General features: G+C 67.0%; 21 protein-coding genes and 1 tRNA gene. 4 read left to right on the forward strand and 18 right to left on the reverse strand.

Annotated features, from left to right (window positions below):
- Window positions 1-38 precede the first annotated feature (38 nt).
- From hisIE to FHW73_RS04890, 9 genes are read right to left on the reverse strand one after another with little or no spacing between them, the layout of a single operon-like run.
- Window positions 39-647: a bifunctional phosphoribosyl-AMP cyclohydrolase/phosphoribosyl-ATP diphosphatase HisIE gene (gene hisIE / locus FHW73_RS04850; protein WP_183425591.1), complete on the reverse strand. Its 609-nt coding sequence runs from the start codon at window positions 645-647 to the stop codon at window positions 39-41.
- Between the two features lie 55 nt (window positions 648-702).
- Complete coding sequence (gene hisF / locus FHW73_RS04855; RefSeq protein ID WP_183425592.1) at window positions 703-1476, reverse strand: imidazole glycerol phosphate synthase subunit HisF; 774 nt, start codon at window positions 1474-1476, stop codon at window positions 703-705.
- Window positions 1470-2207 carry a 1-(5-phosphoribosyl)-5-[(5-phosphoribosylamino)methylideneamino]imidazole-4-carboxamide isomerase gene (gene hisA, locus FHW73_RS04860; protein WP_183425593.1) on the reverse strand — a complete coding sequence of 246 codons (738 nt, stop codon included), beginning with the start codon at window positions 2205-2207 and terminating at the stop codon, window positions 1470-1472. The genes hisF and hisA overlap by 7 nt, the downstream gene beginning before the upstream one ends.
- Window positions 2204-2821: an imidazole glycerol phosphate synthase subunit HisH gene (hisH, locus tag FHW73_RS04865; protein ID WP_183425594.1), complete on the reverse strand. Its 618-nt coding sequence runs from the start codon at window positions 2819-2821 to the stop codon at window positions 2204-2206. Before hisH ends, hisA begins: the two co-directional genes overlap by 4 nt.
- Window positions 2818-3897 carry a bifunctional histidinol-phosphatase/imidazoleglycerol-phosphate dehydratase HisB gene (gene hisB / locus FHW73_RS04870; RefSeq protein WP_183425595.1) on the reverse strand — a complete coding sequence of 360 codons (1080 nt, stop codon included), beginning with the start codon at window positions 3895-3897 and terminating at the stop codon, window positions 2818-2820. Before hisB ends, hisH begins: the two co-directional genes overlap by 4 nt.
- Window positions 3894-4976: a histidinol-phosphate transaminase gene (hisC, locus tag FHW73_RS04875; RefSeq protein ID WP_183425596.1), complete on the reverse strand. Its 1083-nt coding sequence runs from the start codon at window positions 4974-4976 to the stop codon at window positions 3894-3896. The genes hisB and hisC overlap by 4 nt, the downstream gene beginning before the upstream one ends.
- Window positions 4973-6310, reverse strand: coding sequence for a histidinol dehydrogenase (gene hisD / locus FHW73_RS04880; RefSeq protein WP_183425597.1), 1338 nt, complete (start codon window positions 6308-6310; stop codon window positions 4973-4975). The genes hisC and hisD overlap by 4 nt, the downstream gene beginning before the upstream one ends.
- A complete protein-coding gene (gene hisG / locus FHW73_RS04885) occupies window positions 6307-7221 on the reverse strand; it encodes an ATP phosphoribosyltransferase (RefSeq protein WP_183425598.1) in 915 nt (304 codons plus the stop codon). Before hisG ends, hisD begins: the two co-directional genes overlap by 4 nt.
- A gap of 9 nt (window positions 7222-7230) precedes the next feature.
- Window positions 7231-7560, reverse strand: a complete 330-nt coding sequence (locus tag FHW73_RS04890) for a YerC/YecD family TrpR-related protein (RefSeq protein ID WP_183425599.1) — start codon at window positions 7558-7560, stop codon at window positions 7231-7233.
- 232 nt (window positions 7561-7792) lie between these two features.
- Here FHW73_RS04890 and FHW73_RS04895 point away from each other — a divergent pair, with 232 nt between their 5' ends.
- Window positions 7793-8116: a tetratricopeptide repeat protein gene (locus FHW73_RS04895; protein ID WP_183425600.1), complete on the forward strand. Its 324-nt coding sequence runs from the start codon at window positions 7793-7795 to the stop codon at window positions 8114-8116.
- Window positions 8117-8195: 79 nt separating this feature from the next.
- On the opposite strand, the gene FHW73_RS04900 is transcribed toward FHW73_RS04895, so the two are convergent.
- Genes FHW73_RS04900 through cydD form a run of 6 tightly spaced genes read right to left on the reverse strand, consistent with a single transcriptional unit; the run spans window position 8196 to window position 15604 of the window.
- The gene (locus tag FHW73_RS04900; RefSeq protein WP_183425601.1) at window positions 8196-8558 is read right to left on the reverse strand and encodes a hypothetical protein; all 363 of its coding nucleotides are present in this window, start codon (window positions 8556-8558) and stop codon (window positions 8196-8198) included.
- Complete coding sequence (locus FHW73_RS04905; protein ID WP_183425602.1) at window positions 8555-10471, reverse strand: aromatic amino acid lyase; 1917 nt, start codon at window positions 10469-10471, stop codon at window positions 8555-8557. Before FHW73_RS04905 ends, FHW73_RS04900 begins: the two co-directional genes overlap by 4 nt.
- A complete protein-coding gene (locus tag FHW73_RS04910) occupies window positions 10468-10785 on the reverse strand; it encodes a hypothetical protein (RefSeq protein WP_183425603.1) in 318 nt (105 codons plus the stop codon). The genes FHW73_RS04905 and FHW73_RS04910 overlap by 4 nt, the downstream gene beginning before the upstream one ends.
- Window positions 10782-12167, reverse strand: coding sequence for a histidine--tRNA ligase (gene hisS / locus FHW73_RS04915; protein ID WP_183425604.1), 1386 nt, complete (start codon window positions 12165-12167; stop codon window positions 10782-10784). Before hisS ends, FHW73_RS04910 begins: the two co-directional genes overlap by 4 nt.
- 39 nt (window positions 12168-12206) lie before the next feature.
- The gene (gene cydC, locus FHW73_RS04920) at window positions 12207-13889 is read right to left on the reverse strand and encodes a thiol reductant ABC exporter subunit CydC (RefSeq protein WP_183425605.1); all 1683 of its coding nucleotides are present in this window, start codon (window positions 13887-13889) and stop codon (window positions 12207-12209) included.
- Entirely contained in the window at window positions 13886-15604 is a 1719-nt protein-coding gene (gene cydD, locus FHW73_RS04925; RefSeq protein WP_183425606.1) for a thiol reductant ABC exporter subunit CydD, read from the reverse strand. Before cydD ends, cydC begins: the two co-directional genes overlap by 4 nt.
- 186 nt (window positions 15605-15790) lie before the next feature.
- Here cydD and FHW73_RS04930 point away from each other — a divergent pair.
- A tRNA-Pro gene (locus FHW73_RS04930) sits at window positions 15791-15867 on the forward strand.
- A gap of 84 nt (window positions 15868-15951) precedes the next feature.
- Window positions 15952-17196, forward strand: a complete 1245-nt coding sequence (locus tag FHW73_RS04935; RefSeq protein ID WP_183425607.1) for an MFS transporter — start codon at window positions 15952-15954, stop codon at window positions 17194-17196.
- A gap of 17 nt (window positions 17197-17213) precedes the next feature.
- Here the strand turns inward: FHW73_RS04935 and FHW73_RS04940 are convergent, their stop codons facing one another.
- Window positions 17214-17567 (reverse strand): hypothetical protein, encoded by a 354-nt coding sequence (locus FHW73_RS04940; protein WP_183425608.1) that lies wholly within the window; start codon window positions 17565-17567, stop codon window positions 17214-17216.
- A 168-nt stretch (window positions 17568-17735) separates the two neighbouring features.
- Here FHW73_RS04940 and FHW73_RS04945 point away from each other — a divergent pair, with 168 nt between their 5' ends.
- Complete coding sequence (locus tag FHW73_RS04945; protein WP_183425609.1) at window positions 17736-19415, forward strand: AMP-binding protein; 1680 nt, start codon at window positions 17736-17738, stop codon at window positions 19413-19415.
- Window positions 19416-19455: 40 nt separating this feature from the next.
- Here FHW73_RS04945 and FHW73_RS04950 read toward each other — a convergent pair whose 3' ends face one another.
- Window positions 19456-19893, reverse strand: coding sequence for a hypothetical protein (locus FHW73_RS04950; RefSeq protein ID WP_183425610.1), 438 nt, complete (start codon window positions 19891-19893; stop codon window positions 19456-19458).
- Window positions 19877-26986, reverse strand: a complete 7110-nt coding sequence (locus FHW73_RS04955; protein WP_183425611.1) for an FG-GAP-like repeat-containing protein — start codon at window positions 26984-26986, stop codon at window positions 19877-19879. Before FHW73_RS04955 ends, FHW73_RS04950 begins: the two co-directional genes overlap by 17 nt.
- Between the last annotated feature and the right edge of the window lie 12 nt (window positions 26987-26998).

Here is a 26998-nt window from a genome sequence, read left to right on the forward strand (position 1 = left end):
GCGCCGCCCGGCGCGCTGGGTGCGGCAGCGCGTCGGCACTAGCCGCCGCGCGCCGCCAGCACCCGCTCGACATCGCGCAGTGACAGTCCGCGCGCGCGCAGCAACACCAGCAGGTGGTACAGCAGGTCGGCGCCCTCGCCCAGCAGTTCGTCGTCGCCTTGCGCGACGGCTGCCAGTGCAGTCTCCACGCCTTCCTCGCCGACCTTCTGTGCGATGCGGCGGATGCCGCCGTCGAACAGCCGCGTGGTGTAGCTGCCGTCCGGCCGCTCGCGCGCGCGCTGCGCGACCAGCGCATCCAGCTCGGCCAGCACACCGCCCGGAGCGGACGGGAAACAGCTGGGCCGCTGCAGGTGGCAGGTCGGGCCCTGCGGCCTTGCCAGCACCAGCAGCGTGTCGGCATCGCAGTCAGCGTCGATGGCGACCAGCTCAAGCACGTGGCCCGACTGCTCGCCCTTGGTCCATAGCCGCCCCTTGCTGCGGCTGAAGAACGTCACCTGGCCCAGCCGGCGCGTGGCATCGAGCGCATCGCGGTCCATGTAGCCGTGCATCAACACGCGCAGCGTATCGGCGTCCTGGATGATCGCTGGCAACAGGCCGTCGCCCTTGGTCCAGTCCAGCGCCGCCGGGTCGAAAGGGAGGTCGCTCATGGCATCGTCCTGTGGCGCATGGGGATGGGCGGACTGCGCACCCTGGTCGCGGCGGTCAGACATCGCGCACCGCCACGCCGGCCGCGCACAGCTCGCGCTTGAGGTCGGGAATCGCGATGCGGCCACTGTGGAACACACTGGCCGCCAGCGCGCCGTCGACGTCGGCCTGAAGAAACGCATCGATGAAATGGGTGGTCTCGCCTGCCCCGCCGGAGGCAACCAGCGGCACCTCGCACAACGCGCGCGCCTGACGCAGCTGGGCGATGTCGTAACCGCGGCGCACACCGTCGTTGTCCATGCAGTTGAGCACGATCTCGCCGGCGCCCAGCCGTTGCGCCTCGACGATCCAGTCGAGCGTGCGCACCGCCAGCGCACGGGTGTGGTCCGGATCGCCGGTGTGGCTGCGCACCCGCCATTGCCCATCGGCCTCGCGGATCGAATCGATGCCCACGACCACGCACTGCACGCCGAAGGCATCCGCCAGTTCGGCGATCAGTGCCGGGCGCTCGAGCGCCGGGGTGTTGATCGAGATCTTGTCGGCGCCGGCATGCAGCACCGCACGCGCGGTGTCGACATCGCGGATGCCGCCGGCGACGCAGAACGGAATGTCGATCAGCCGTGACACCCGCTCGACCCAGCTGCGGTCGACCGAGCGGCCCTGGGGACTGGCGGAAATATCGTAGAACACCAGCTCGTCGGCGCCGGCATCGCGATAGCGCAGCGCCAGTTCGGCGATGTCGCCCATGTCGACGTGATCGCGGAAGCGCACGCCCTTGACCACGCGGCCCTCGCGCACGTCCAGGCACGGAATGATCCGCCGGCTCAGCATGCTAGTGCGTCCTGCAGTGCGAAGCGGCCTTCGAGCAGTGCCCGACCGAGCACGATGCCGGCGCAGCCCTGCGTACGCGCCGCGGCGATGTCGTCCAGGGCGCGCACGCCGCCCGAGGCCTGTACCTGCAGCGCCGGTGCCAGCGCACGCAGGTGCGTGTACAGCGCGCGGTTGGGGCCGGACAGCATGCCGTCGCGGGCGATGTCGGTGCTCAACAGATGGCGCAGCCCGGCCTGCGCGTAGTGCACGGCCAGGGTGTCGAGCGTGACCTCGGCGGTCTCGGTCCAGCCGTGCACCGGCAGGCGCCAGACGCCGTCGGCGTCCTGGCGCGTGTCGAGCGCGACGGTGATGCGCTCGGCGCCGAAGCGCCCGATCCAGCCGGTCACCGCATCGGCATCGCGCACCGCGAGCGACCCGACCACCACGCGGGCGGCGCCGGCCTCGAGGATGCGCGCGACGTCGTCGGCGCTGCGCACACCACCGCCGGTCTGTACCTGCAGGCGGGTGGTCTGACGGATGCGCGCCAGCAATGGCGCAAGCGTGAAGCCACCCGCGCGTGCGGCGTCGAGGTCGACCAGGTGCAGCCAGGTCGCGCCCGCCTCGGCGTAGGCCTGGATCTGGGCCAGCGGATCGTCGCTGTAGCGCGTCTCGCGCGCGTAGTCACCCTGCGCCAACCGCACCACGCGACCGTCGCGGATGTCGATGGCGGGATAGACAGTGAAACCGCTCATGCGCGGACTCCGGAAACGAACGAGGGCGACAGGAAGTTGCGCAGCAGTTGCGCGCCGACCGCGGCCGAGCGCTCGGGATGGAACTGCGCGCCGGCGACCAGGCCCCGCTGCACCGCGGCGGCGAACGGCTGACCATGGTCACAGGCCAGAATGCAGTCGTCGGTCACCGGCGCGGCATAGCTGTGCACGAAGAAGGCCTGCGCATCGTCGTCGATGCCGGTGCGCAGCGCGCTGTCGGCCTTGGGCTGCAGCCGGTTCCAGCCCATGTGCGGCACCCGGATCCCGGGCCCGCCGTGCAGCCGCGCGACAACACCGGGCAACAGGCCCAGGCCCTCGACATCGCCTTCTTGCGAGCGCTCGAACAGCAGCTGCATGCCCACGCAGATGCCCAGCAGCGGCCGCTCCAGCGTGCACAGGACCTCGACCAGATCGAGCGCGCGCAGCCGCGCCATGACCTGCGCCGCGGTGCCGACCCCGGGCAGGATCACGCGGTCGGCGCCGCGGATCGCCTCGGCGTCGGTGACCAACGCAGCGGTCACGCCCAGGCGCTCGAACGCGTAGCGCACCGAGCCGGTGTTGGCGCCGCCGGCATCGACGATCACCACACGCATCACAGCACCCCCTTGGTGCTGGGCAGTGCGTCCCCGTCACGGCGCACCGCCTGGCCCAGCGCACGCGCGAAGGCCTTGAAGCAGGCCTCCACCTTGTGGTGGTCGTTGTCGCCCTCGACCTTGAGGTGCAGGTTCAATGCCGCCGCGTCGCAGACCGAGCGGAAGAAGTGCTCGACCAGTTCGGTCGGCAGATCGCCGACGCGCTCGCGTCGGAACGTGCCGTCGAACACCAGGTACGGCCGGCCGCCGAAGTCGAGCGCGGCACTGGCGAGGGTTTCGTCCATCGGCAGCGTGAACCCGTAGCGGGCGATGCCGCGCTTGTCACCGAGCGCCGCGCGCAGCGCCTGGCCGAGGGCGATGCCGACATCCTCGACCGTGTGGTGCTCGTCGATCTCCAGGTCGCCCTCGGCCTGCACCGTCAGCGCGATGCCACCGTGCTTGCCGATCTGGTCGAGCATGTGGTCGAAGAACGGCAACCCGGTCGCAACCTGCGCATCACGCGCGGCATCGAGGTCCAGTTCGACCCGGATGCGCGTTTCGCGAGTGTTGCGCACGATGCGCGCCTGGCGCGGTGCATCGCTCAGCGCGTGCGCGATGCCGGGCCAGTCCCAGTCGCCGCCGAACTGGGGCGTGCGCAGCTTGAAGCCGCGCACGCCCAGGTTGTCGGCGAACTGCAGGTCGGTATCGCGATCGCCGACCATCGCCGAGGCATCGAGATCGATAGCGCGGTCGCGCAGGTAATGCATCACCAGCCCCAGGCCCGGCTTGCGCGTGGGCGCGTTGTCGGCCGGCCAACTGCAGTCGATCAGCACCTCGCGGAACACGATGCCCTGGCTCTCGAAGATCTGCAGCATCAGGTCGTTGGGGCCGTCGAAACTGGCGCGCGGATAACCCTCGGTGCCCAAGCCGTCCTGGTTGCTGACGATCACGAACTCGAAGCCCGCATCGCGCAACCGCAGCAGCGCCGGGATCACGCCGGGCACGAAGCGCAGCTTTTCGTAGGCGTCGATCTGGTAATCGGCCGGCTCCTCGATCAAGGTGCCGTCGCGATCGACGAACAGGATCTTGCTGCCACTCATGCTGCGATCTCCAATGCCTGCAGCGCCTCGATCACGCGCCCGTTCTGCGCCGGCGTGCCGACCGTGATGCGCAGCGCGTCGTCCAGCCCGGGGGCGGCGCGCTGGTCGCGCACGACGATGCCGGCGGCCAGCAGCGCCGCGAACGCGCGCGACGCATCGGCAAAGCGCACCAGCAGGAAGTTGCCGGCCGACGGATACACCCGGCGCACACCCGGCGTCCCGGCCAGCGCGGCAGCCAGTGCGTCGCGCTCGGCGATCGTCTGCGCCACCCGCGCGCGGGTCTGCGCGAGCGCCGCGTCGGCGAGTCCAGCCAGCGCCAGTTCGGCACACGGTGTGGGCACGGGATACGGCGCCTGGCAGCGCCGCAACACCGCGATCAGCGTCGGGTCGCCGATCGCCACGCCGATCCGCGCCGCCGCCAGGCCATGCGCCTTGGACAGTGTCCGCAGCACGACCAGGTTGGGATGGGCGTCGAGCCGGGTGGTCGCCGACGGCGCGTCGGCGAACTCCGCGTAGGCCTCGTCGACGACGACGACCGCGCGCCCATCGAGCGCCGTGGCCAGCGCCGCGACGTCGGCCAGCGGCACCAGGCCGCCGGTCGGGTTCGACGGCGAACACAGGAACACCAGCCGCGCGCCGCGCGCAAGCGCGGTCTCGCGTACGGCATCGACATCGAGTGCGAAGCCGTCGGCGGTATCGTGCAACGGCACCTCGACGAACGGCGCGCCCTGCAATCGGGCGCTGACCGCGTACATGCCGAACACCGGCGGCGTGGCGAGCACGGCGTCGCGCCCGGGCACGCACAGCGCGCGCACCAGCAGGTCGATCGCCTCGTCGCTGCCGCGGCCGATCAGCAGCCGTGACGTGTCCACGCCGTACAGCGCGGCCAGCCGGGCCTGCAGCGCCGGTGGCTGCGGCGCCGGATACCGCCGGCACTGGCCGTCGGCGTCACCGGGATTGGCCCACGGCGCCTCGTTGGCATTGAGCCAGACCTCGCCCTCGAGCGCCTGGGTGCGGGCCGAAGCGTAGCCGGAGAAGGCGCGCAGGTCCTCGCGCACCAGATCGAGCACCGCGCTCATGCGCCCGCCCTCGCCAGCCGCAGCGCGACCGCATTGGCGTGCGCATCCAGCCCTTCGGCGCGCGCCAGCGTCACCGCATCGGGACCGATCGCGCGAATGCCCGCGGCATCGGCGGTCTGCACGCTGACCAGGGTCTGGAAGCTCGACACACCGACCCCGCTCCAGGCGCTCGCGGCGCCGCCGGTGGGCAGCACGTGGTTAGTGCCGCTGCAGTAGTCGCCCAGCGCCTCGGGCGTCCAGTCGCCGAGGAACACCGAGCCGGCGACCTCGACCCGGTCGAGCCAGTCGCGTGGCGTGCGCAGGGCCAGGATCAGGTGCTCGGGCGCATAGCGGTTGCTGATGTCGAACGCGACGTCCAACGTCGGCACCCGCAGCAGGCGCGAGCGCGCCAGCGCCCGGCGCGCGATGTCGGCACGCGGCAGCGCCGCCAATTGCGTCGCCAGTTCGACGCGCACGCGGCGCAGCAACGCCTCGTCGTCGCACAGCAGCAGCACCTGCGAGTCGGGCCCATGCTCGGCCTGCGACAGCAGGTCGGCGGCGATGAACGCCGCGTCGGCGCCCGCATCGGCGATCACCAGCACCTCCGACGGGCCGGCCGGCATGTCGATCGCGACCGTGCCCGAATGCGCCGCCTGTTGCTTGGCTTCGGTGACGAACGCATTGCCCGGCCCGAACAGCTTGTCGCAGGCCGGCACCGAGGTCGTGCCGAAGGCCATCGCGGCGACCGCCTGCGCGCCGCCGAGCTTGAACACCCGGTGTACGCCGGTCAGCCGGGCGGCGACCAGCACCGCCGGATCGGCGCTGCCGTCGGGACGCGGCGGCGTGCACAGCACAACTTCGCGGCAGCCGGCCAGGCGCGCCGGCACGCCGAGCATCAACGCGGTCGAGGGCAGCGGCGCGGTGCCGGCCGGCACGTACAGCCCGACCCGCGGGATCGGCCGCACGATCCGCGCGCACTCCACGCCATCGGCGGTCTGCACCGCGTAGCCGGCAGTCATGCCTGCGGCATGGAAGCGTTCGATCCGTGCGGCCGCGTTGGCCATCGCCTCGCGCAAGCGGGGCGAAACCTCGGCCTCGGCCGCAGCGAATTCGTCGGCGCCGACCTCGAACTCGTCCAGCGCGACGCGGTCGAAGCGCTCGGTCAACGCACGCAGCGCGGCGTCTCCACGGGCCCGCACGTCGTCGAACACCTCGGCGACAGCCGCACGCGTCTGTGCGGCGACGGTCTGCGTGGGGCGACGCAGCAGTTCGGCCTGCGCCGCGGCGTCCGTCGCCGCCCAGTCGACGATCGCCGGGATCGCACCGTCCAGCGAAAAAGCATCGAGTGCGTTCATGCCAGCATCCGCTCCACCGGCAGCACCATCAATCCGGCCGCACCGGCCTGCTTGAGCGCCTCGAGCCGCGGCCAGGTCAACTCGCCATGACACAGCACCTGCAGCGCGACCGTCTCGCTGCCATCGAGCTGCAGCACCGTCGGCGGTTCGGCGTCGGGCAGCAACTTGAGCAGCGCATCGACGCCGTCGCGGCGCGACTGGAACATCAGCAGGCGGCTGTCGCGCAGCCGCATCACGCCATCGAGCCGGCGCAGCAGCAACGCGGCCAGATCGCCGCGCACATCGGAGAACGGCTGCACCGGGCCGGCCAGCACCGCCTCGCTGGTCATCAGCGTGACCGCGGGCTTAAGCTGGTTGGCGGTCAGTGTGGCGCCGCTGGATACCAGGTCGCAGATCACGTCGGCCTGGCCCAGTCGCGGTGCGATCTCGACCGAGCCCGACAGCGTGACGATGCTCGCCTGCACGCCCTGCGCGTCGAGCCATTGCTGCAGCAGGCCAGGGTAGCTGGTCGCGATGCGGCTGCCCTGCAATTGCGCCGGCCCCGACCAGTCCTGCGACTCGGGAATCGCGATATCGAGCCGGCAGCCGCCGAAGCCGAGTGCACGGACCGCCTTGGAGACCTGTGGCAGGCCGCGCAGCGCGCGATCGGCCGCGACCTCGTCGAGCACGTTGCGGCCGACGATGCCGTAATCGCAGACGCCGTCGGCGAGCAGTCCGGGGATGTCATCGTCGCGGACCAGCAATAGGTCGACCGGCAGCGTCTCGCCGTAGCAGAACAACTTGTCGCGGCTCTCGCGCCACGACAGACCGCACGACGCGAGCAGCCCGCGTGCAGGCTCGCTGAGCCGGCCGGATTTCTGGATCGCGATACGCAGGCGGTCGCGCGCGGCGCCGCCGGTGACAGGACTCATGGGGGAACCTCAGTGGGAATCGGGGGACGCGGTACGCGCCACACGGCGCGCGGCGATCGCATAGCCGCCGGCGCCGCGGTCGAGCGTGCGCGCGACGCGGCCGACCGTGGTCACGCTGACGCCGGTGCGCTCGTGGATCTCGCGATACGGCACGCCCTGCTGCAGCAGCGGCACGACCCGCCAACGGTCGACCAGGGCCTCGAGCTCGGCCGGCGTGCACAGGTCGTCGAGGAACCGGGCGACCTCGTCGGCGGTCTTCAGCGCCGCGAACGCGCGGGCCAGCGCCTGCAGCGAGGCGCTGGCTTCATGGTCTGGGAGGGGTTCGGGGCGTTGCTTCACGGGCGTCGATGAACGTATCAATGTAATAGCGTGCTAGTACATTACGCCTTTCCGATCCGAAGTCAACCGGGACAGCGACGCCGTACAGCAGCGGTGCAAGCGCTCGTCGACGCGCGCGTCGCAGTGGCCCTGCAGGCGGTCCGCGCTGTTGTCGACTGGATTGCAGCGTTCCACCGCCCTCGCCTGCCGATCCGCGAAGATCCCGCATCGACCTTCCAGATTCGGAGGCGCCATGCGCGAACGACTGCAGGCCCTGCTCGATGCCGGGCGCGATGACGCGCTGCTGCGCTTCGGGCTGGGCAATGCCTGCCTGCAGGCAGGCGATCCGGCTGCGGCCACGACGCATCTGACCGCCGCGACGCGGCACGATCCCGACTACTCGGCGGCGTGGAAGCTGCTCGGCAAGGCGTGGCTGGCGCTGGGGCGCGACGACGACGCCGAAGCGGCGTGGCGCGCCGGGCTGGACGCCGCGGCGCGGCGCGGCGACGTGCAGTCGTCGAAGGAGATGACGGTGTTCCTGCGGCGGATCGAACGCGCACGGCATTCGAAGACCTGATCCCCACCCAGAACAAAACCGGGGTCAGAGTCGATTTTTGCGAAGAAAATCCACTCTGACCCCGGTTCTTGAGAGGGTGTCAGTCGCTGCGTGTGCGCGCCTGCATGCCCAGCCAGGCCAGCGCGACACCGGAGAACGCGGCGATCGAGGACAGGAACACCCGGGTGGCGAGGAAGTCGGGATCGTGGATCTTCTGCAGCGCGATGCGCGCATAGACCGGCGACTCGAGCTTGACCACGCCCATGTAGAACAGGTGCCAGGCGTCGATGCCGACCGCGATCGCGAGCGCACCCAGGCTGCTCCAGCCGATCGAATGCCCGTGCGCCCAGCGATAGCGCGCACCCAGCCAATGGAACAGCAGATAGCACAGCGCGCCGACCGCCATCGCGATCAGCGCGGCTTCCAGCACCCCGAGCCAGCCGAAGTGCAGCGGCAGGTTCACGCCGCAGGCCCGGTGGCCGGCACCCGCCAGCGCGGCAGCACGCCCAGCAGGGTGCCGTCGGCGACCAGGCGCACGGCGGCGGCGACTTCACCGTCGAGCGCGCGGTCGCGGTCGAGGAACGGGATCGCTTCGCGGATGCGTGCATGCGCCTGCGCGACGATCGCGCCGGGGTGGAACGGCGCGCATGCAGCCAGCTCGCCGCGCAGCGCCTCGACCTCGTCGAGAAACCCGGCGTGCGTGGCGCGGTCCTGCGCCGGGCCGCCCTGCACCTTCGTCGCCAGCGCCTGGGCATCGGCCCGGCGCGCGAGGTCACGGGCGGCATTGATCATGTCCATCCGCAGGTCCAGCGCCTGCGCCGCGGTGTAGAGCTCCAGCGCGAGCACCTTGCCCAGGTCGTCGGCCATCGCCAGCACGTGGCGCGCCTCGTTGGTGCCCATCGACACATGGTCTTCGGCGTTGGCGCTGGTCGGCACCGAATACACGCTCGCCGGATGCGCGCGGGTGGCCAGGTCGTTGACCAGCGCCGCCGCGGTGTACTGCACGATCATGAAACCCGATTCGGTGGCGTCCTCGTTGCCGATCAGGAACGCCGGCAGCCCGTCGTTGGTCGCCGGGTCGAGGAGCTTGGCCAAGCGACGCTCGGAGATCGACGCCAGCACCGGGATCGCCGCCTTGACGTAGCTCATCGCCAGCGCCAGCGGCATGCCGTGGAAGTGGCCGGCCGAGATCACCTGCTGCTCGACGTGCTCGGCTTCGCGACCCGGAAACACCAGCGGGTTGTCGGTGACTGCGTTGAGCTCGACGTCGAACACGCGCTTGGCCTGCTCGACCGCGTCGCGCACCGCCCCGTGCACCTGTGGGATGCAGCGCAGCGAATAGGCGTCCTGCGGCTGGTGCTTCTTGCCGCCGCGGAACGGCCGGAACCGGGCGTAGAACTTCTCGCGGCCATGGCGCTGGTCGCTCGGCACCCAGTCCCAGCCGATGTCGAAGCGCAGCGCCTGCGCCGCTTCGGTGTCCCAGCTCGACGGCAGCCACGGCCGGAACTTCGGCACCAGGTGGTAGGCGATGTCGGCCAGCGTCGAGCCGTCAAGCAGCTCGCGCAGGTGCGCGGCGACTTCAACTTGCCCGGGGTGCGGACGCAGCGCGTGGACGTCGGCGTCGAACGCGCCCAGGCGCCCGGCGAAGGCATCGATGGTCATCGCCGCGGCGAGATCGGCGGTGTCGAGCAGCGCGTCGAGCCGGTGCAGCGCCAGCACGCCGGTGGCGAGCATCTGCGCGGTGCCGTTGTTGAGCGCCAGGCCTTCCTTGTACGACAGCGTGACCGGCGCCAGGCCGGCGCGCCGCAGTGCCTCCGCGCCGGGCATGCGCTCGCCCTCGAAGAACGCCTCGCCGCCGCCCAGCAGCACGATCGCCAGGTGCGACAGCGGCGCCAGGTCGCCCGAGGCGCCGACCGAGCCGAGCCCCGGGACCACCGGCACGATGCCGGCGTTGAGCAGGTCGGCCAGCGCCTGCAACGTCGCCACGCGGATACCCGAATGGCCCTTGAGCAGTGTGTTGATGCGGATGCACAGCATCGCGCGCACCACCTCCGGCGCCAACGGCTCGCCGACGCACACCGCATGGGTGACGATGAGGTTGTGCTGCAGTTCCTCGTGCAACGCACGGCCCGAGGGCGTGGCGCCCGGCAGGTCGTCGCGCAGCGGGCGCGCCCCGAGCAGGCGGTCGGCATTGCTGCCAAAGCCGGTGGATACGCCGTAGATCGGTTCTTCGCGGCGCACCTGCTCGGCGAGGAAGTCGGCCGCGTCGGCCACCGCGCGCAGCGCCTGATCGTCGAGTTCGACCGGCGCGCCGTGCGCGACGATCACCAGTTGCGCCCGGGTCAGCGAGCGGCCGTCGAGGCGGATGGCCTTCATCGGGTGGACTCCATGCAGGTCACCGTCGTGGTGACGTGAGCGGCCGGACATTCACCGAAGACACTGCCGCGGATGCCCAGATACGATGTCGCGGTGCCGTCGAGGCGATGGCCGCCACGACAGCGGCGTTCGGCCTCGGCAGCGATATCGGCCAGCACCTGGGTCACGTCGCCGGACGCCGCGCACTGGACACTCTCGACGCGATAGAGGCCGGGGGACACACGTTCGAACCGGGTGCCGAACGGCGAGCAGGCAGCCAGCAGCAGAAGCGTCGGCAGCAATAGCGCCGCAGGCGCCAGCGACCGCAGGGTCATCGCATCGCCTGCCACTGTTCCCGCTCGACCAGCAGCGTACGCGGCAGGTCGTCGTCGGCCACCTCGAACTGCTCGCCGCGGCGCAGATCCTTGACCGCGACCACCCCGCGCGCCGCTTCCTCGTCCCCGCGGATCACCACAAAGCGGATACCGGCGCGATCGGCGTACTGCATCTGCTTGGCGAGCTTGCGCGGCTCGAGCTGGGTCTCGACGTTGAGTCCGGCGCTGCGCAGGCGCTGCGACAGCGCCAGCGCCGACGGCAGGCCGGCATCGTCGAACAGCGTCACCAGCACATCGACCGAGCTGTCGGCGGTATGCACCAGCCCCGCCTCGCGCAGTTGCCAGAACAGCCGGGTCAGGCCGATCGAAATGCCCACGCCCGGCAGCTTGGACTTGGTGTAGTGGCTGGCGAGGTTGTCGTAGCGGCCGCCCGAGCAGATCGAACCGATCTGCGGATGCGCATCGAGCACGGTCTCGTAGACCATGCCGGTGTAGTAATCCAGGCCGCGCGCGATCGACAGGTTCAGCGCGTAGCGCGATTCGGGCACGCCCAGTGCACGCAACTGGCCCAGCAACGCACGCAGTTCGTCGCGCCCTTCTTCGAACAGCGGCGTGCCGGTGCCGAGCGCATCGAGCCTGGCCAGGGCATCGTCGTGGCCGGTCGAGCGCACGCGCGAGAACGCCAGCAGGCGCTCGACGACCGCGTCCGACAGTCCGAACCCCTCGCCGGTCAGCGTCGCGCGCACCGCGTCCTCGCCGCGCTTGTCGAGCTTGTCGATCTCGCGCAGCACGGTCATCTGCTGCGCGTCGTCGATGCCCTGCCCTTCGAAATAGCCGCGCAGCAGCTTGCGGTGGTTGAGCTGGATCGTGAATTCGCCAATATCGAGCGCTGCAAACACCGCGCTGATCACCGCCGGCACCTCGGCGTCGTAGCGCGGCGACAGCGTGTCCTTGCCGATCACGTCGATGTCGCACTGGTAGAACTCGCGGAACCGCCCGCGCTGGGCGCGTTCGCCGCGGTAGACGCGCTGCATCTGGTAGCGGCGGAACGGGAACGCCAGGTCGTGCTCGTGCTCGGCGACATAGCGCGCCAGCGGCACGGTCAGGTCGAAGCGCAGCGCCAGCTCCGGCAGGCCCTCGGACTGCCCGCCTTCCGACGACTTGGCCAGCGCCCCGGTCGACTGCACGAAATAGACCTGCCGCTCGGTCTCGCCGCCCGACTTGGTCAGCAGCGTCTCCGACAGTTCGAACACCGGCGTCTCGATCGGCAGGAATCCGAAGCCCTCGAACGTGCGGCGGATCGTATCGAGCATGCGCTGGAATGCGATCTGGTCGCGCGGCAACAGTTCCATGACGCCGGGCGGGGTCCGGGGCTTGATCATGCGGGCAGCTCGTCGGTGGTGCGGAGGGAGACCGCCATTCTAGGGCGTGTCGGCCTGCAGGTGCCCGTCGCGCAGCCACAGGTGGCGGTCCGCCAGCCCCGGCGGCACCGCACCGTGGGTGATCAGCAGCAAGCTGCGGCCATCGAGCAGATCGGGCAACTCACGCAGCAGCGTGTCGGCGGTGTCGTGGTCCAGACCCTCGGTGGGTTCGTCGAGCACCACCAGCGCAGCATCGCGCAGCAGTGCCCGGGCCAGCGCCAGCCGCCGCGCCTGGCCGCCGGACATGGTGATGCCGGCCTCGCCGACCCAGGCATCGAGCCCGCCCAGCGCGCGCGCCCAGTCGGCCAGCCGCACCCGCGCCAGCATCGCCCACAGCTGCGCGTCATCGGCCTGCGGCGCGCCGAAGACCAGGTTGTCGCGCACGCTGCCGGCGAACACCGGGGCGTTCTGCGGCAACCAGGCGATCCGCGCGAACCAGTCGCGCTGGCGCACTGTGCGCAGGTCGACGCCGCCGAACGACAGCGTGCCCGCTTCGGGCTCGGCGCTGCGCAGCAACAGCGCGGCCAGCGTGGACTTGCCGCCGCCGCTGTCGCCGCCGATCGTCACCCGTTCGCCCGGCGCGATTGCCAGCGTCAGACCGCGCAGCACCGGCCGGTCCTGACCCGGCCAGGCGAAAGTCACGTCGTCGAACCGCAGCGCGCCGGCCGCCGGCAAGGCCACCGGCACCGCGGGATCGACCACCGTCGGCTCGGTGCCGGCCACCGCGTCGAGCCGCGCGATCGACGCGCGCGCGGCCAGCAACGCCTGCCACGCCAGGCCCGCCCCGGCCCAGGCCTCGAACAGCCCGATCGCGAGGAAGAACAGCGCCGCTGCATGCGCGGCTGGCAATGTCCCGTCCAGCGCTGGCACAGCGACGATCCACAGCGTGCCGACCAGGCCGACGCCGGTCGCCAGCCCGTGCCACAGGCCGCCATCGGCCAGTTGCCGCCGGCGCACGCGCTCGGCCTCGCCCACGGCCTGCGCGTCGGCGTCGACCCGGGCCAGCCAGTCATCGGCCACGCCCAGCGCCGCCAGATCGGCCTGGCCGTCGTAGAGCTCGTGCAGGCGGGCGCGCAGTTCGGCACGGCGCCGGGCCCGCTCGGCCTCGGCGGCCGACCGCCCGCGCGCGACCAGCCAGGGCACGCCGAGCCCGGTCGCCAGCGCAACCAGCGCCAGCCAGGCCGCGGTCGGCGGGTGCAACCAGGCGGCAATGCCCAGGCCCGCGATGCCGAGTGCAAGCAGCGCCAGCAACGGGCCGGTCGCGCGCAGCAACAAACCATCCACCGCGTCGATGTCGCCCAACAGTCGCGCCAGCAGGTCGCCGGTGCGCAGCCGCCCCAGCTGACCGGGCGTGAGCCGCAGTGCGCGCGCGAAGAACCAGCTGCGCAGGTCGCGGGCGATGCGCAGCATCGCGTCGTGGCCGGCGAGCTTTTCGACATAGCGCGAGGCGATGCGCGCGAAGGTCAGCGCCCGGATGCCGGCCGATGGGGTGAAGACATTGAAACTGCCCAGCGTGCCGAAGGTCAGCGCACTCGCGGCGATGAACCCACCCGACACCCCCAGCAGTGCGACGCCGGACACCAGCGTCAGCGCCAGCAGGCCGATCGCCGCGGCCACGCGCCCGCGATGTCGGCGCAGCAGCGTGCGGGTGCTGGCGATGTCGCGATCGTGTGCCGCGCTCATCGCGCCGCCTCCATGGCAGGCTCGACCGGGGCCGCCAGCGGCCCGGGCAAGCGCCAGACCGCATCGGCCCAGTCCATCACCGCCTGGCTGTGCGTGGCGACGATGACCGTGCAGTCGCGCAACGAGGTGTCGAGTGCGGCGAGCAGGTCGGCTTCGGTTGCGGGATCGAGAAACGCCGTCGGCTCGTCGAGCAACAGCAGTTGCGGGCGCAGCAGCAATGCGCGCGCCAGCGCCACGCGGCGCGCCTGCCCGCCCGACAGCCCGAAACCGTGCTCGCCGATCGGCGTGTGCAGGCCCTCGGGCAGGTGCGCGGCAAACCGCGTGACCTGCGCGATCTGCGCTGCCTCACGCACCGCGACCTCGTCGGCCTGCGGCGCGCCGATGCGCAGGTTGTCGAGCAGGCTGCCCTGGAACAGCCACGGCCGCTGCCCGGCCAGGGCGATCGTCGTGCCGGCCGGTACATGGATACGCCCGGATTCCGGCGGCAGCCAGCCAGCGAGTGCGTCGAGCAGCGTGCTCTTGCCGCCGCCGCTGGGCGCCACGATCGCCAGCCGCTGCCCGGCCGGGATGTCGCGCGAGGCACCGGCCAGGGCCGGCACCGCGGCGCCTGGATGACGCAGCGTGACCGCCTCGATCCGCACCGCCGGCGCACCTGGCGTCATCGGTGCCGGGTCGGCCGCCGGCACTGCACTGAGCGCGGGGCGGCTGTCGTCGAACGCAGCCTCGACCTCGGCAACCGCGGCCAGCGCGTTCGCGCGGTCGTGGTAATGCCCGGCCAGCCGACGCATCGGCCCGTGGAACTCCGGCGCCAGCAGCAGGCAGAACAGGCCGGTCGCCAGTGTCGGGGCCGGGTCGCGCAGTGCGATCAACCCCAGGTAGCTGAAGCCGAAATACAGCGCCACCAGCGCGACGCTGACCGAGGCGAAGAACTCGAGCACGGTCGAGGACAGGAAGGCGATACGCAGCACGCGCATGCTGCGCACGCGGATCGTTTCGGTGGCCTCGCCCACCTGCGCAAGCTCCGCCTCGCCGCGGCCGTAGACGCGGATCAGGTCCAGTCCACGCAAGCGGTCGGTGAAATGCGCACCGGCCCTGGCGAGCGCCGACAGCTGCGCGCGGCCGGCGGCTTCGGCGCGCATGCCGATCAGCGCCATGAAGAACGGCGCCAACGGCGCGGCCGCCAACAACAGCAGGCCCACGATCCAGTCGGCAGCGAACACCGCGGCCAGCAACACCGGCGGCACCAGCATCACCTCGGCGCGCGCGAGCAGATAGCCGCCGAAGTACGGCGCGGCGGCATCGACATGGCCGGTCGACAGCGCGACCAGTTCGCCGCTGCGCCGCCCGCGCAGCCACACCGGCCCGCGCGCGATCGCCGCGCGTGCCAGCCCCACGCGCATGCGCGCCAGCGTGTCCTCGACCGCATCGGCGGCCGCGCGCTGCCCGAGCCATCCCAGCAGCGTGCGCGCCAACAACGTGACCGCCAGCAGCGCGAGCGGCGCATGCAGCGCACCTGCCCCGTGCGCGTCGATCAATGCCGCGTCCAGCCCCCAGGCGATCGCCGCGGCCTGCGGCACCAGCAGCCAGCCGGCGAGCACCTGGCTGGCCTGGGCCACGCGGTGACGCGACCGGCTCGGCAGCAGTTGCGCATCGAGCCATTGCAGGCGAAGACGACGAGGACCGGTGCGGTCCTTTCCTTGCGGCGGCGAGGTCATGAAATCGGAAACATCCAGCAGCGGATGACGGCGACCCCATTGTCGGTATCGCGTCGTGCCCGCTATTATCGCAGCCCGCCGCGCCGACGACGCGACCGCCCTCCACCAGGAGGCCGATCGCCCCCGTCGAACACGACCCCCTTGCCCTGACGACGGGTGCATCGGTAGAATGCGCGGCTCACCTGTCGGGGTGTAGCTCAGTCTGGTAGAGCGCTACGTTCGGGACGTAGAGGTCGCAGGTTCGAATCCTGTCTCCCCGACCAATCTGGTGACCCGAAACCGGCCTTCGTGCCGGTTTTCGTCTATTCAAGGCCGTGCCCGGTTCGCGGCATGCGATGCCGCCCGCCATGATCCCCACATCCCCCGCCGCCCGTCCACCGATCGCCTTGCGCACGGTGCGCCTGGTGGTGCTGCTGGGCATCGCGCTGTCGGCCTTCAACCTGCGCACCGCGGTGACGTCGCTCACCCCGCTGCTCGATCTGCTGGGCACGCAGTTCGGTTTCGGCTCGGCCACCGCCGGCGTGCTGGGCATGCTGCCCACCGCGGCCTTCGCGGTGTTCGGCGTGACCACGCCGATGCTGGCACGCCGTGTCGGCATCGAGCGCACTGCCCTGCTGGCGATGCTGCTGGCCACCGCCGGCCTGGCGCTGCGCTCGTGCGCCGGCGGCGTGGGCCTGCTGATGGCCGGATCGATCGTCGCATTGGCCGGCATGGGCATCGGCAATGTGGTGTTGCCGCCGCTGGTCAAGCGCTACTTCCCCGATCGGGTCGGTGCGGTCTCCACGCTCTACATCACCGTATTGCAGCTGGGCACGATGCTGCCTGCATTGCTTGCCGTCCCGCTGGCCGAGGCCGCCGGCTGGCGGGTGGCGCTCGGCGCCTGGACCTTGACCGCGCTGGCCGCGGCGCTGCCGTGGATCGGCCTGCTGGCGATGGCGCGGCGGCGCGGCAGCGGCGTGCGGGTCGATGGCCCCTCCACCGCGGTGGCCAGTGTCCCGACCGGTGGCGCACGCGGACGGGCATGGCGCTCGCCTGTCGCCTGGGGCATGGCGATGATGTTCGGCACCACCTCGCTGATCACCTACGCGATGTTCACCTGGCTGCCGACCCTGCTCAGCGAGGCCGGCGCATCGCCTGCGTTCGGCGGCACGATGGTCGCCCTGTTCTCCGCGCTCGGTCTAGTCAGCGCGCTGGGCATGCCCGCGCTTGCGGTGCGCGTGCGCAATCCGTTCGCGATCGTGCTGCTGTGCGCCTGTTGCCACATCGCGGCGTTCTCCGGCCTGCTGCTCGCGCCGATGGCCGCACCGGTGCTATGGGTCGTGCTGCTGGGGCTGGGCCCGTCGACGTTCCCGCTGGCGCTGACACTGATCAACCTGCGCACGCGCACACCGGCCGGCTCGGCCGCACTGTCGGGCTTCATGCAGGGCGTGGGCTACACCCTCAGTTGCGCCGGCCCGTTGCTGTTCGGCGTGCTGCACGGCGCGACCGGCGGCTGGCACTGGCCGTTCGCGATGCTCTACGGCTTCGTCGCCGTGCTGCTGGTCGGCGGCTGGCTGGCCTGCAAGCCGCGCGCGCTCGAGGACAGCTGGTAAGCGACGGGGTCCGGCGGTCAGCGGTTCGAGCGCCCATCGCCGCGCGCTGCCCAGCGCAGAAATCGCCGGTACAGCCCATAGAACACGCCGAGCAACGGCAGCGGCAGCAGCACCAAGATCGCCACGCGCGCCGGCTGCGACAGGCCCGGCGCCAGCACATCGATGCCAGCCGCATCGAGCAGCAGAACGGTCGCCAGCAGCGACCACAGATTGCACATCAGCAGCGCCATGCCGCGATAGAACATCCGATGCGGACGCGAGGGATGGTCGATGCCCGCCTCGGCCGGACGCAGCACGAACATGCCTTGCATCAACGCGACCTGACCGACGATGCCGCCGAACAGCTGGAAGAGAAAGACGAAAGTGCTCAACTGGCGAAAGGTCCGTATCCGGCAAGGCGAATCGCAGGCATCGGTGCGCGCGTTCGGTCACAAACGCCTGAATCTGCGTGTCGCACCAGCTGTACCGCGGCCGCCACGCCGTGAACTTCCCGGACGAGCCTCGTATCCTGCGCACTCACGATAGCGCAGCCGATTGCCATGCACGACACGCCCAGCCACGTCACCGGCCCCACCGACACACCCCTGCTCGAGGAGACCGTCGGCGCGATGCTCGCGCGCGTCGCGGCCCGGCACCCCGATCGCGAGGCGCTGGTCGTGCCGTCGCAATCGGTGCGGCTGCGCTACCGTGCGTTCGATGCCGCGGTCACACGGCTGGCCGCCGGCCTGCTCGCGCTGGGGCTCGAACCGGGCGAGCGCATCGGCATCTGGTCGCTCAACCGCGCCGAATGGGTGCTGATGCAGTTCGCGTCCGCGCGCGCCGGCCTGGTCCTGGTCAACATCAACCCGGCCTACCGCACGCACGAGCTCGAGTACGCACTGACCCGCGTCGGCTGCCGCGCGCTGGTGCTGGCGCGGGCGTACAAGACCTCCGACTACGTCGGCCTGCTGCGCGAGCTGGCGCCCGAGCTCGACAGCGCCACGCCCGGCGCGCTGCAGGCCGCCCGCTTGCCCGAGTTGCGCCATGTGCTGGTGCTGGGTGACGGCGACGAGGTGCCGGGCACGTTGCGCTTCGATGCGGTCGCCGCCTGCGACGACAGCGATGCGCACGCGCGGCTGGCGGCACTGCAGGACCGCCTGGCCCCGGACGATGCCATCAACATCCAGTTCACCTCCGGCACCACCGGCGCGCCGAAGGGCGCAACGCTGAGCCACCGCAACATCGTCAACAATGGCTGGTTCGTCGGCGAGGCGATGCGCCTGACCGAGGCCGACCGGCTGTGCATCCCGGTGCCGTTCTACCACTGCTTCGGCATGGTGCTGGGCAACCTGGCCTGCGTGACCCACGGGGCGTGCATGGTGGTGCCCGGCGAAGGCTTCGACCCGCTGACGACGCTGCAGACGGTCGAGCGCGAACGCTGCACCGGCCTGCATGGCGTGCCGACGATGTTCATTGCCGAGCTCGACCATCCGCGCTTCGGCGAGTTCGACCTGTCGTCGCTGCGCACCGGGATCATGGCCGGCTCGCCCTGCCCGGTCGAGGTCATGAAGAAGGTCGTCGAGCGCATGCACATGACCGAGGTCACGATCGCCTACGGCATGACCGAGACCAGCCCGGTGAGCTTCCAGACCACGCCCGACGATCCGCTCGACCGGCGCGTCGACTCGGTCGGCCGGGTGCACCCGCACGTGGAAGTGCGCATCGTCGACAAGGACGGCGCAGTGGTGCCGCGCGGCGAGACCGGCGAACTGCAGACCCGCGGCTACTCGGTGATGCGCGGCTACTGGGGCGAGCCGGTGCGCACCGCCGAGGTGCTCGATGCCGACGGCTGGATGCACACCGGCGACCTGGCCACGCTCGACGCCGACGGCTACTGCCGCATCGTCGGCCGGCTCAAGGACATGCTCATCCGCGGCGGCGAGAACGTCTATCCGCGCGAGATCGAGGAGTTCCTGCACACCCACCCGGCCGTGGCCGATGTGCAGGTGTTCGGCGTGCCTGATGCGCGCTTTGGCGAGGAGATCTGTGCCTGGATCCGCCTGGCCGACGGCGCCACCTGCACCGCCGACGAGATCCGCGCGTTCTGCCGCGGCCGCATCGCGCACTACAAGATTCCGCGCTACATCGACTTCGTCGACGGCTTCCCGATGACGATCACCGGCAAGGCGCAGAAGTACCGGATGCGCGAAGAATGGGAAGCCTTCGACAACCAAAAATGAAACAAATTACACCCGATTAAATTAAAAACTTAAAACTAACTCATTCACAACTACCTATCATTTCCGAAATCCCGGAAACATCACTATCAAGCCCCCGCCCAACACGAGCAGATAAAAACTTGCCCTTTAGGTCGACGTCGCAGTACAACCTACGCAATGAATAACCGCTCATCTCATAATCAAACCCCTCACCAGACTGGACCACCTTTCTATCCATATCAAACGAATCAGCGAAACCACATCTATCCAGCTCCACACCTTCCGAATCAGAAACAAACAAGGAAAACCCGGAATTATCACAACACCCAATGAATGGAGAGCTACTAGAAACCTCAATCGAACGACCTGAATTGTTAAATAATCTAACCCGAACGTCCTCACTCTTAGCATCCAAGCAGGCTTCGACACCAAGAGACTTATGACATCCTAATAGCGGTAAAAATAAAACAATCAGACCAGCGCTAATCAACCCATTCATACTTCCCATCCCTCACACTCTGCTGATTCAAAGTTGTAAGATTTCTAAATGCCCTATCCATCTCGCGCCTAAAAAACTCCACGTCCGATACCCCATTCCCAAACCTGGCTGCGTTATCTACATTATACTTGTAAGCCTCATATTCTCCAGCCCACAGCCTTTGCGGACTATTTTCCCACCGCCTTCCTACAATTTGCACTCTCCAATGAACTTCTATTTCATGGCCTAAAACACTTCCCAGCCTTGCCCATGAACTAAAAGCCTTTGCCCCCAGAACAAGATCGCCATTCATCAACATTACTCCAGGATGGGCATTGCGATGGGAGTTATAAACGTAGTTAACGCCATCATCGTCTATGCCAAAGTATTTAGACGCCTCCCGAGCTGCTTCCAATCGGTCGTCAGCTTTTCTAGAAAGCATAAGAGACTTCAATCTCTCATTGGGCACATCACTTAAGTCGGAACTTTCCCTTGGAACTTTTGTCGAGCGCACATTTCTCTGTGCAAGAGCTGCTTGAATTGCTCCACTCACCGCGCCATTGGCGAACTTCCCACCTGTGGCTGCGCTGATCGTCCCACCGATCAACGCTCCCGCGGCAGCTCGCTTGACGTCGCCGCTGATTCTTCCAGTCTGAGGCATAAATGCGGATGAAAGCCCCGCCGCGAAGAACGCGTTTCCAAACTTTCCGCCCTGCAGACTCTCTACAATCCCCCCGGAAACCGCGTGGGCGGCGATCGCCTCCATCCCACTAAATTGGATTCCAATTCCAAGTGTAGACATTCCTGCAAGTGCACCGATGACGCCTGACCTGAAGCTCCCAGTCGCAATGTACGCGGAAGCGAAGCCACCCGCTGCTGCCACGGCAAAAGCCGCGGCCCACGCCCCTTGACTAATGTAGTACTGGCCGAATACCGCCGCGACGACCCCCACAACAATCCCCAGAACCTGTCGCAAACTGATCATTCCACTTGGGTCTGTATACGCAAGCGGATTGTTGAATACGTAGGTGTAGGCGTTCCAGCTCTGCAAGTTATCTGGCGACTGGATGACCGGGTCCGCCTGTAGAAAGCGGTGCAGAACTGGGTCGTAGATTCGTCCGTTCATATGAATCACATCGAGCCCGTCCAGGTGCTCATGGCCTGTAAAGCCTCGCGGCGTCGTGGTCGACGCAACACCCAAGCCTCCTGGCTCGGTGTAACTACGTCGCTCACCATACGCACGATAATCCTGGCTACCCTGAACGGTACCATTCGAGTTGGTGATCCTAACCAAGCTGCCGAGATGATCATGAAACAGATAGCGATTGGTTGCAGTCGTGCCGATGATCGTTTGCTGTACGACACCGGCGACTACACGACGGATTGTCGAGGCGCTCCCTTGCAGATCGATCTCGACGTTGCCCAGGTACAGCGTGCGCTTGCCATCCTGATCTTCCCGCTTATACCGCTGACCATCCGGCCCATACCAGAATCGAATGCGCGATCCGTTGCCCATCGTGATTTCGTAGGCATGGTCGTCCTGACTGTAACGAATCGTACGAGTGGGAGCCCCCCCACCGCTTCTGGTGGTCTGGTTGCCGCGACTATCGTACCCATAGGTCATGCCTCGGAAACTAGTGACCGCATGCGCACGTGCACCGCCGCCTCCTGCGCCTGAATCACTGTTACCACTGCCGAGTCCACACCCCGCACGTCCAGCGTACGAGTAAGCCGCGCTGACCCCGCCTTCATCGCGATGGCAGACATTGCCTAATCGGTCGTAGTCCTGAGCCAGCATAGACTGGTTTGCCGAAACCCCGTTGCGCATCGCCAAGGTCGCGCTACTGAGGCGATTAAGGGCATCGTAGGTGAAGGTCTCCATATAGCGAGACTCCTTTACGTGGGTGTGCAAGTTGCCGGCTGCATCCCAGGCATAGCCCTCATCCATCAACTCGCAACTGGCGATGTTGCCGGCGCATATTCCCGCGATACGCCCAGTATCCTCCCAGTACTCACGCATCACATCCATATCCGCTTTGTCTCCACGCCGCTCGCGAACCACACTCCCCCAAGGATTGGTCTCGATGATGCGGTTATAGGTAGCACTGTTATTACATCCAGCCGTTCCAGTCTGGATGTAACACACCGCCCGCAGAAATCCTCGAGTGTTATATGCATTCTGCGACCACCGGCCACTCGCGTCCAACTGTTGCCAGATGCGGCCAGACGCGTCGTACACAATCTCGTTGATATAGTCGCGACCGTCGATCGTCGTAGTCGTCGCGACCGGACGGCCTAGCAGGTCATAGCGATGGGTCCGCGTGAACGCATGAGCAAGGCTAGGCTGCGCTTGCCAGGCAGCATATGAGCCGGATATCGCTTCACGAGCAAGCTGCCCGCGGCCGTTTGCCGCAGTGTCATACTCAAATGTTGAGGTGGTTTCAATGGTGCCGTCCGCCGCGCGAACAGTCTTGCGCCAAGTCCTTCCACGCGCGTCAATCTCGTACTCGATTCTGCTTCCGCTGGCATGCTGTTGCGCAATGAGTTCACCAAGCGCGTTGTACTCAAAGTCGGTCGTGCCGGCATCAGGATCGACCTGACGCAGCTTACGGCCCTGGATGTCATACTGGAACGTATTGCGGACCTGCCCCCTGCCGACATCGCGATGCACGTACTGCAAGGTGCCATCTGCATTGTAGATGTAGGTCATCGTCGTACCCACTGCGTCAACGACACGCGAGATCTCGCCAAGAGCGTTGCGTGTCTGTGCAGTAGCGTTACCGCGTGGGTCGGTTACCGTTGTGGTAACCCCAGCGTACGTTGTCCGCACGACCGCGCCATCAGGTCCGATCACCTGGACAGGGCGGCCAATGACGTCGTACATGGTTGTCGTCCATTTCAGGCCTGCGGACGTACAGGTACTGGCCGAAACCTGCACGCCCTTACCACTAAGAAAGAACGGGTTCGACACACGCGTGGGGCGCCCCACGGCATCGTATCCGGTGCAAACCGCCACCACATCCTTCCCGCTGCTGCCCACGTTGAAGCTCTGGGTAAGCTGTAGAACAGGCCGCCCAAGCATATCCAGGTACTGCCAACTTGAAGGCGACCCGCTCTTGACGATTTGCTGCCGAATTCGCGCTCCGACCGGACAGGTGACCTGACCGCTTGTGCCGCCGCACCAACGATAAGTAGTCATGCTGGTGATTCCGCCTTCCGGATCTCCTGGCACGCTTCCGGGCACCGTCTCCTGCCAAGTGTAGTAAGCGCGTCCGAAACTCCCGAAAACGGCAAAGCTATCTCGCCCATTGTGATCGTATGCACGGGTGACGTTACCGAATCGATCGCGGGCGACTACGCGGCTAGTCCGCGCCTCCGCGCTGCCTCCAGTCGTACGGAACGGCTCCCATGTTTCGACAGGATACCGACCCGCACCGTCATAAACAGTGCGCACGTAGCGATGCACCCGAAGGCGGCTGGCCGGCATGAAATCGAAGGCTGCCGTGGCGCAGTTTGTGGCCGGAGCCGCACACGTGGTTTCACGGGTTCGGTTGCCATACTCGTCGAGGTTGTAATGCGTTCGCAAGTCCATTGAGACGTCACCGTTGGGCTCACGTCGTTCAGCCAGCAGCTGACCTGTTTTCGCGCCGCCGTTCTCGTATACAAAGCTCGCCTTTCGGACGATGGACTCTCGATTTGGGCGCGAATGTGTCACCACGCTCCCCGTTAATCTGCCAAGCTTCCAACCGCCGTAATTGGCATAGTTATTGGCTGTACTCAGAGTAGAGATGAGCGTCCCGCCGCCAGAATAGGTGTCTACGTTGGTTAGCGTCGCATTCCCGTAAGATCCATAATCGAATGCGGTTTCCACTCGACTGGTATTCGTGTTCGTAAACGGATCTCGAAGAACTTCACTCGTACCAAGTGTCCTGACGTGGATTGGACGTTGCTCGCCGGGGGCGAAACTGCGCACTGCTGCACCGATATCGGAATCGCCTTCCCATTCGTGCTGAGCTGTCGAAAAGGTGGATCCACCGACGGCCGGAAACGCCTGCCCCGGCCCGATGAAACAATGATTACCGACCTCACCGCCAAGGCAGGAGGGAAGTGAGTAAGGCTCCGTGAACACCCGCTTTACCGTCGTCATTGGCATGCCGACGAACGGAAAGTTCTGCGCATAAGATGTCGCTGTTGCGACATAGCCACCAGACTGATTGACGTCGAAACTGACGATCTGCCGGAACCCCAGAAACCCGCGGCCACCCGACTGAACCTTGCCTCCCGTATAGCGATAGTGCAAAGTTGCCATTGCACCGGGGGCACCGTGCTGCGGTGAGCTGCTTGACGCACTAGCAACGACATACGTCGGAGCGAGAAACTCCATGACAGGAGAGCCCCGACCCCAGTTGAGCGCGCGCGCACCGCTATCTCGGCGATACACATCCTTGTTGGTCAAAGGCGCGTATACGATCTCGGTCCGAGAACCAAATCCATTCGTGAAACTTTGAACGACGTCGCGCGGGACGAAACGGGATGCACTTCTCGACACGTATAACCCGAGGTTGGCTGTCGAGAAGTTGAAAGAAAGGAAATCGAGAACACCATCGCCATCAACATCCATGAACATCGAAGATCGCTGACCGGGGTCGCAGCCGGAACCTTCACACAGCCGTGCATTCCCACCAGGCAAAACAACACCGTTAGAAAAACCTCCATTTGGGAGTGAGTAACGGACATGGTAAACCTTATTGACCCCATTATTAGCGAGATAGAGCATGTCCGCTCGCCCATCGCCGTTAATGTCGACGAAGCGTGCGTGTTCCCGGTACTCACCAAGAGGCAGCGTTCCTGCACCGGCAGTCGTGAAGCCGCTGCCCGTGTTGATGCGGGCAACCCAGTCACTACTTGAAGTTGCGCGGCTGACCACGTCACTCAAGCCGTCGCCGTTGAGATCAGCAATTACCAAGGCTTCGGGGTTGCCACTACCAATTGCGCCATAGTTCGTCAGGGTGATCGCACTTGCACTCAGCGACTTCATCGTCATCGCATGGAGCTGATCGGTCCTTACAACTTGCCAACACGCCCCCCCCGGTGCGTTCGGCTGCTGTAAGTCATCATGGTCGAAGAACGCGCCCAAGAGATCGGGATCCCAATCCTCGGAGAGCGTCGCGCCACCGAGAGGCATCTGTGGATTACATCCAGGACCACCTACCCAGTACTCGGCACGGGTGGTAACGCGGAGCAGGATATCCGACGATGCGTCTCCATCGAAATCGGACATCTGTGTGAAGTTGGTCTTGGTGGTCGGGACACCGGAGATGCTGCGGCCGCAGTTGCGGATAGAGGTACCTGTCCCAAAGCAGTCCAATGCTCCAAGAGACGCCTGATCAATGACGACAGTGCGCGGCGCACCCCATGAGAAGTTTTTTCCGCTCCGCTGCATCAGTCTGGCCTGCAAGCTTTCGCCTACAGGGTAAATAATGTCGACCAACCCGTCGCCATTGAGGTCAGCCAGCTGAACTTGGGAGGCTTTAGCGTCGAGGGATGGAATGATCGGACTTAGTCCCGAGATCAGATTGCGGCTCATGTCGAACCCAACATCTGTACCTGGGTGTACTCGCCAGCCTTGCCCCGTCGGCCCCGAAACGAACAGATCGTCTCGTCCATCGCCGTCGTAATCGAAGAGATGCCACGCGCCATCGCCGCGATCGACGATATTGTTGGGAACGCAGTTCCAAAGGATGTTAGAGAAGGTCGGCGCTCCGGCTCCGTTCATTGCGCTGATCGCGCTGATAACCCAGCTACCCCCTACACAGCCATGCCCGGCGAGGTAGAGAAATGCGATGTCCTGGCGTCCATCACCATTGATATCGCCAGTCTTGAAGCCGCGGATATGATCGTTTGCGAGTGCAAGATTGCCAGGACGCTCGATGGTGGAGAAGTCGTACTTTCCGCCGCTCCACTCGAAGGTCGTGGGTGACATGCACACTGCTTTACTGCTGTCTCTACACTCCTGCAGTTGGACGAGTTGGTCGACGGTAGATCCTGAGTTAGATGCCGCGTAACTCAAGACGTAGTACCGCGCTTGGCTGCTTACCGCGCAGCTATTAAGCGAGGTGCAGACGCTGATAGCATTGAGGCGGTGCCGCTGAGTACGCGTTCCACCAGCAGGCAGATAACCCGAGCTCCATTTCGCCGCTGTGGTCTCTCCATAACCGAATACAACGCGGGCGTAAGGTGCACGCGCTGGCCCGTTTTGACCGGGAAGTACGGTCTTGCCCGTGTAGCGAACCTCCCTCAGCAAATGCTCTGCCGATCCTGCCCCTGCTCCTGGATTCTCGATGTAGATATAGTCAATGTAGTTGCCAGTTGAGTCCTGGAAACGGGTCTGCGCCCAAGTCAACGCTTTTCTGGTATGCCCAGGCGTATTAGTTTCGACATAGCCATCAGGACGGTTCGCGCTATCGCTGTTGTCGCGGTCGCCGTACCAAGAGATCGATCCATCCTTGCGTTCCACGGTGAAGAATGCGGGATTCGCGGCATCACCATCAGGAGAGTAAGCGCATACGCGCTGGAATGACTCGATCTCTGTCCGCAGGTGACGGCCACTCGCACCGGAGGCCGCCGGACATGCTTCGCCGCCAACGCCGGGCAGCAGCCGCTGTCCGTCAAGACAGAAACGATCGGATGCAGTGTAGTTGATCGCCCTGGGGGTTCCATCGACGGCAACGCCGCCAGAGATGAAATCACCCGCTTCGCGTGTAGACCGACAGCGTTGGATCGACGATCCCCCTCCGATCGACCAGCCTCGACCCATCGGGCCGATTCCCCCTTGGCTTGAGTAATTGAGCGATAGCTCGGGAGCAACGCCGGCGGTTCCGGGGACGGTGTAAAGGGGGATGGAGTAAGTCGCGGCGCCTGACTCGTCGACACGAAACTCGGCCGCTGTAGCAGCCACTGAATCTGAGGCGATCTCTGCAACAACGTCCGTCGCAGGGGTACCGCCACCCCCATCGGCGAGAACTCGTGCACCTAGCACCGCGAGCGCCATGGAGGTCAGAATGCAGAAGAACACCACCGCGCGCCTGTGGCGCGCGAGGTACGAAACTTTCATTGTGCGGCTCCC

Source organism: Luteimonas sp. RC10 (genome assembly GCF_014192745.1).
Classification (GTDB): Bacteria; Pseudomonadota; Gammaproteobacteria; order Xanthomonadales; family Xanthomonadaceae; genus Luteimonas.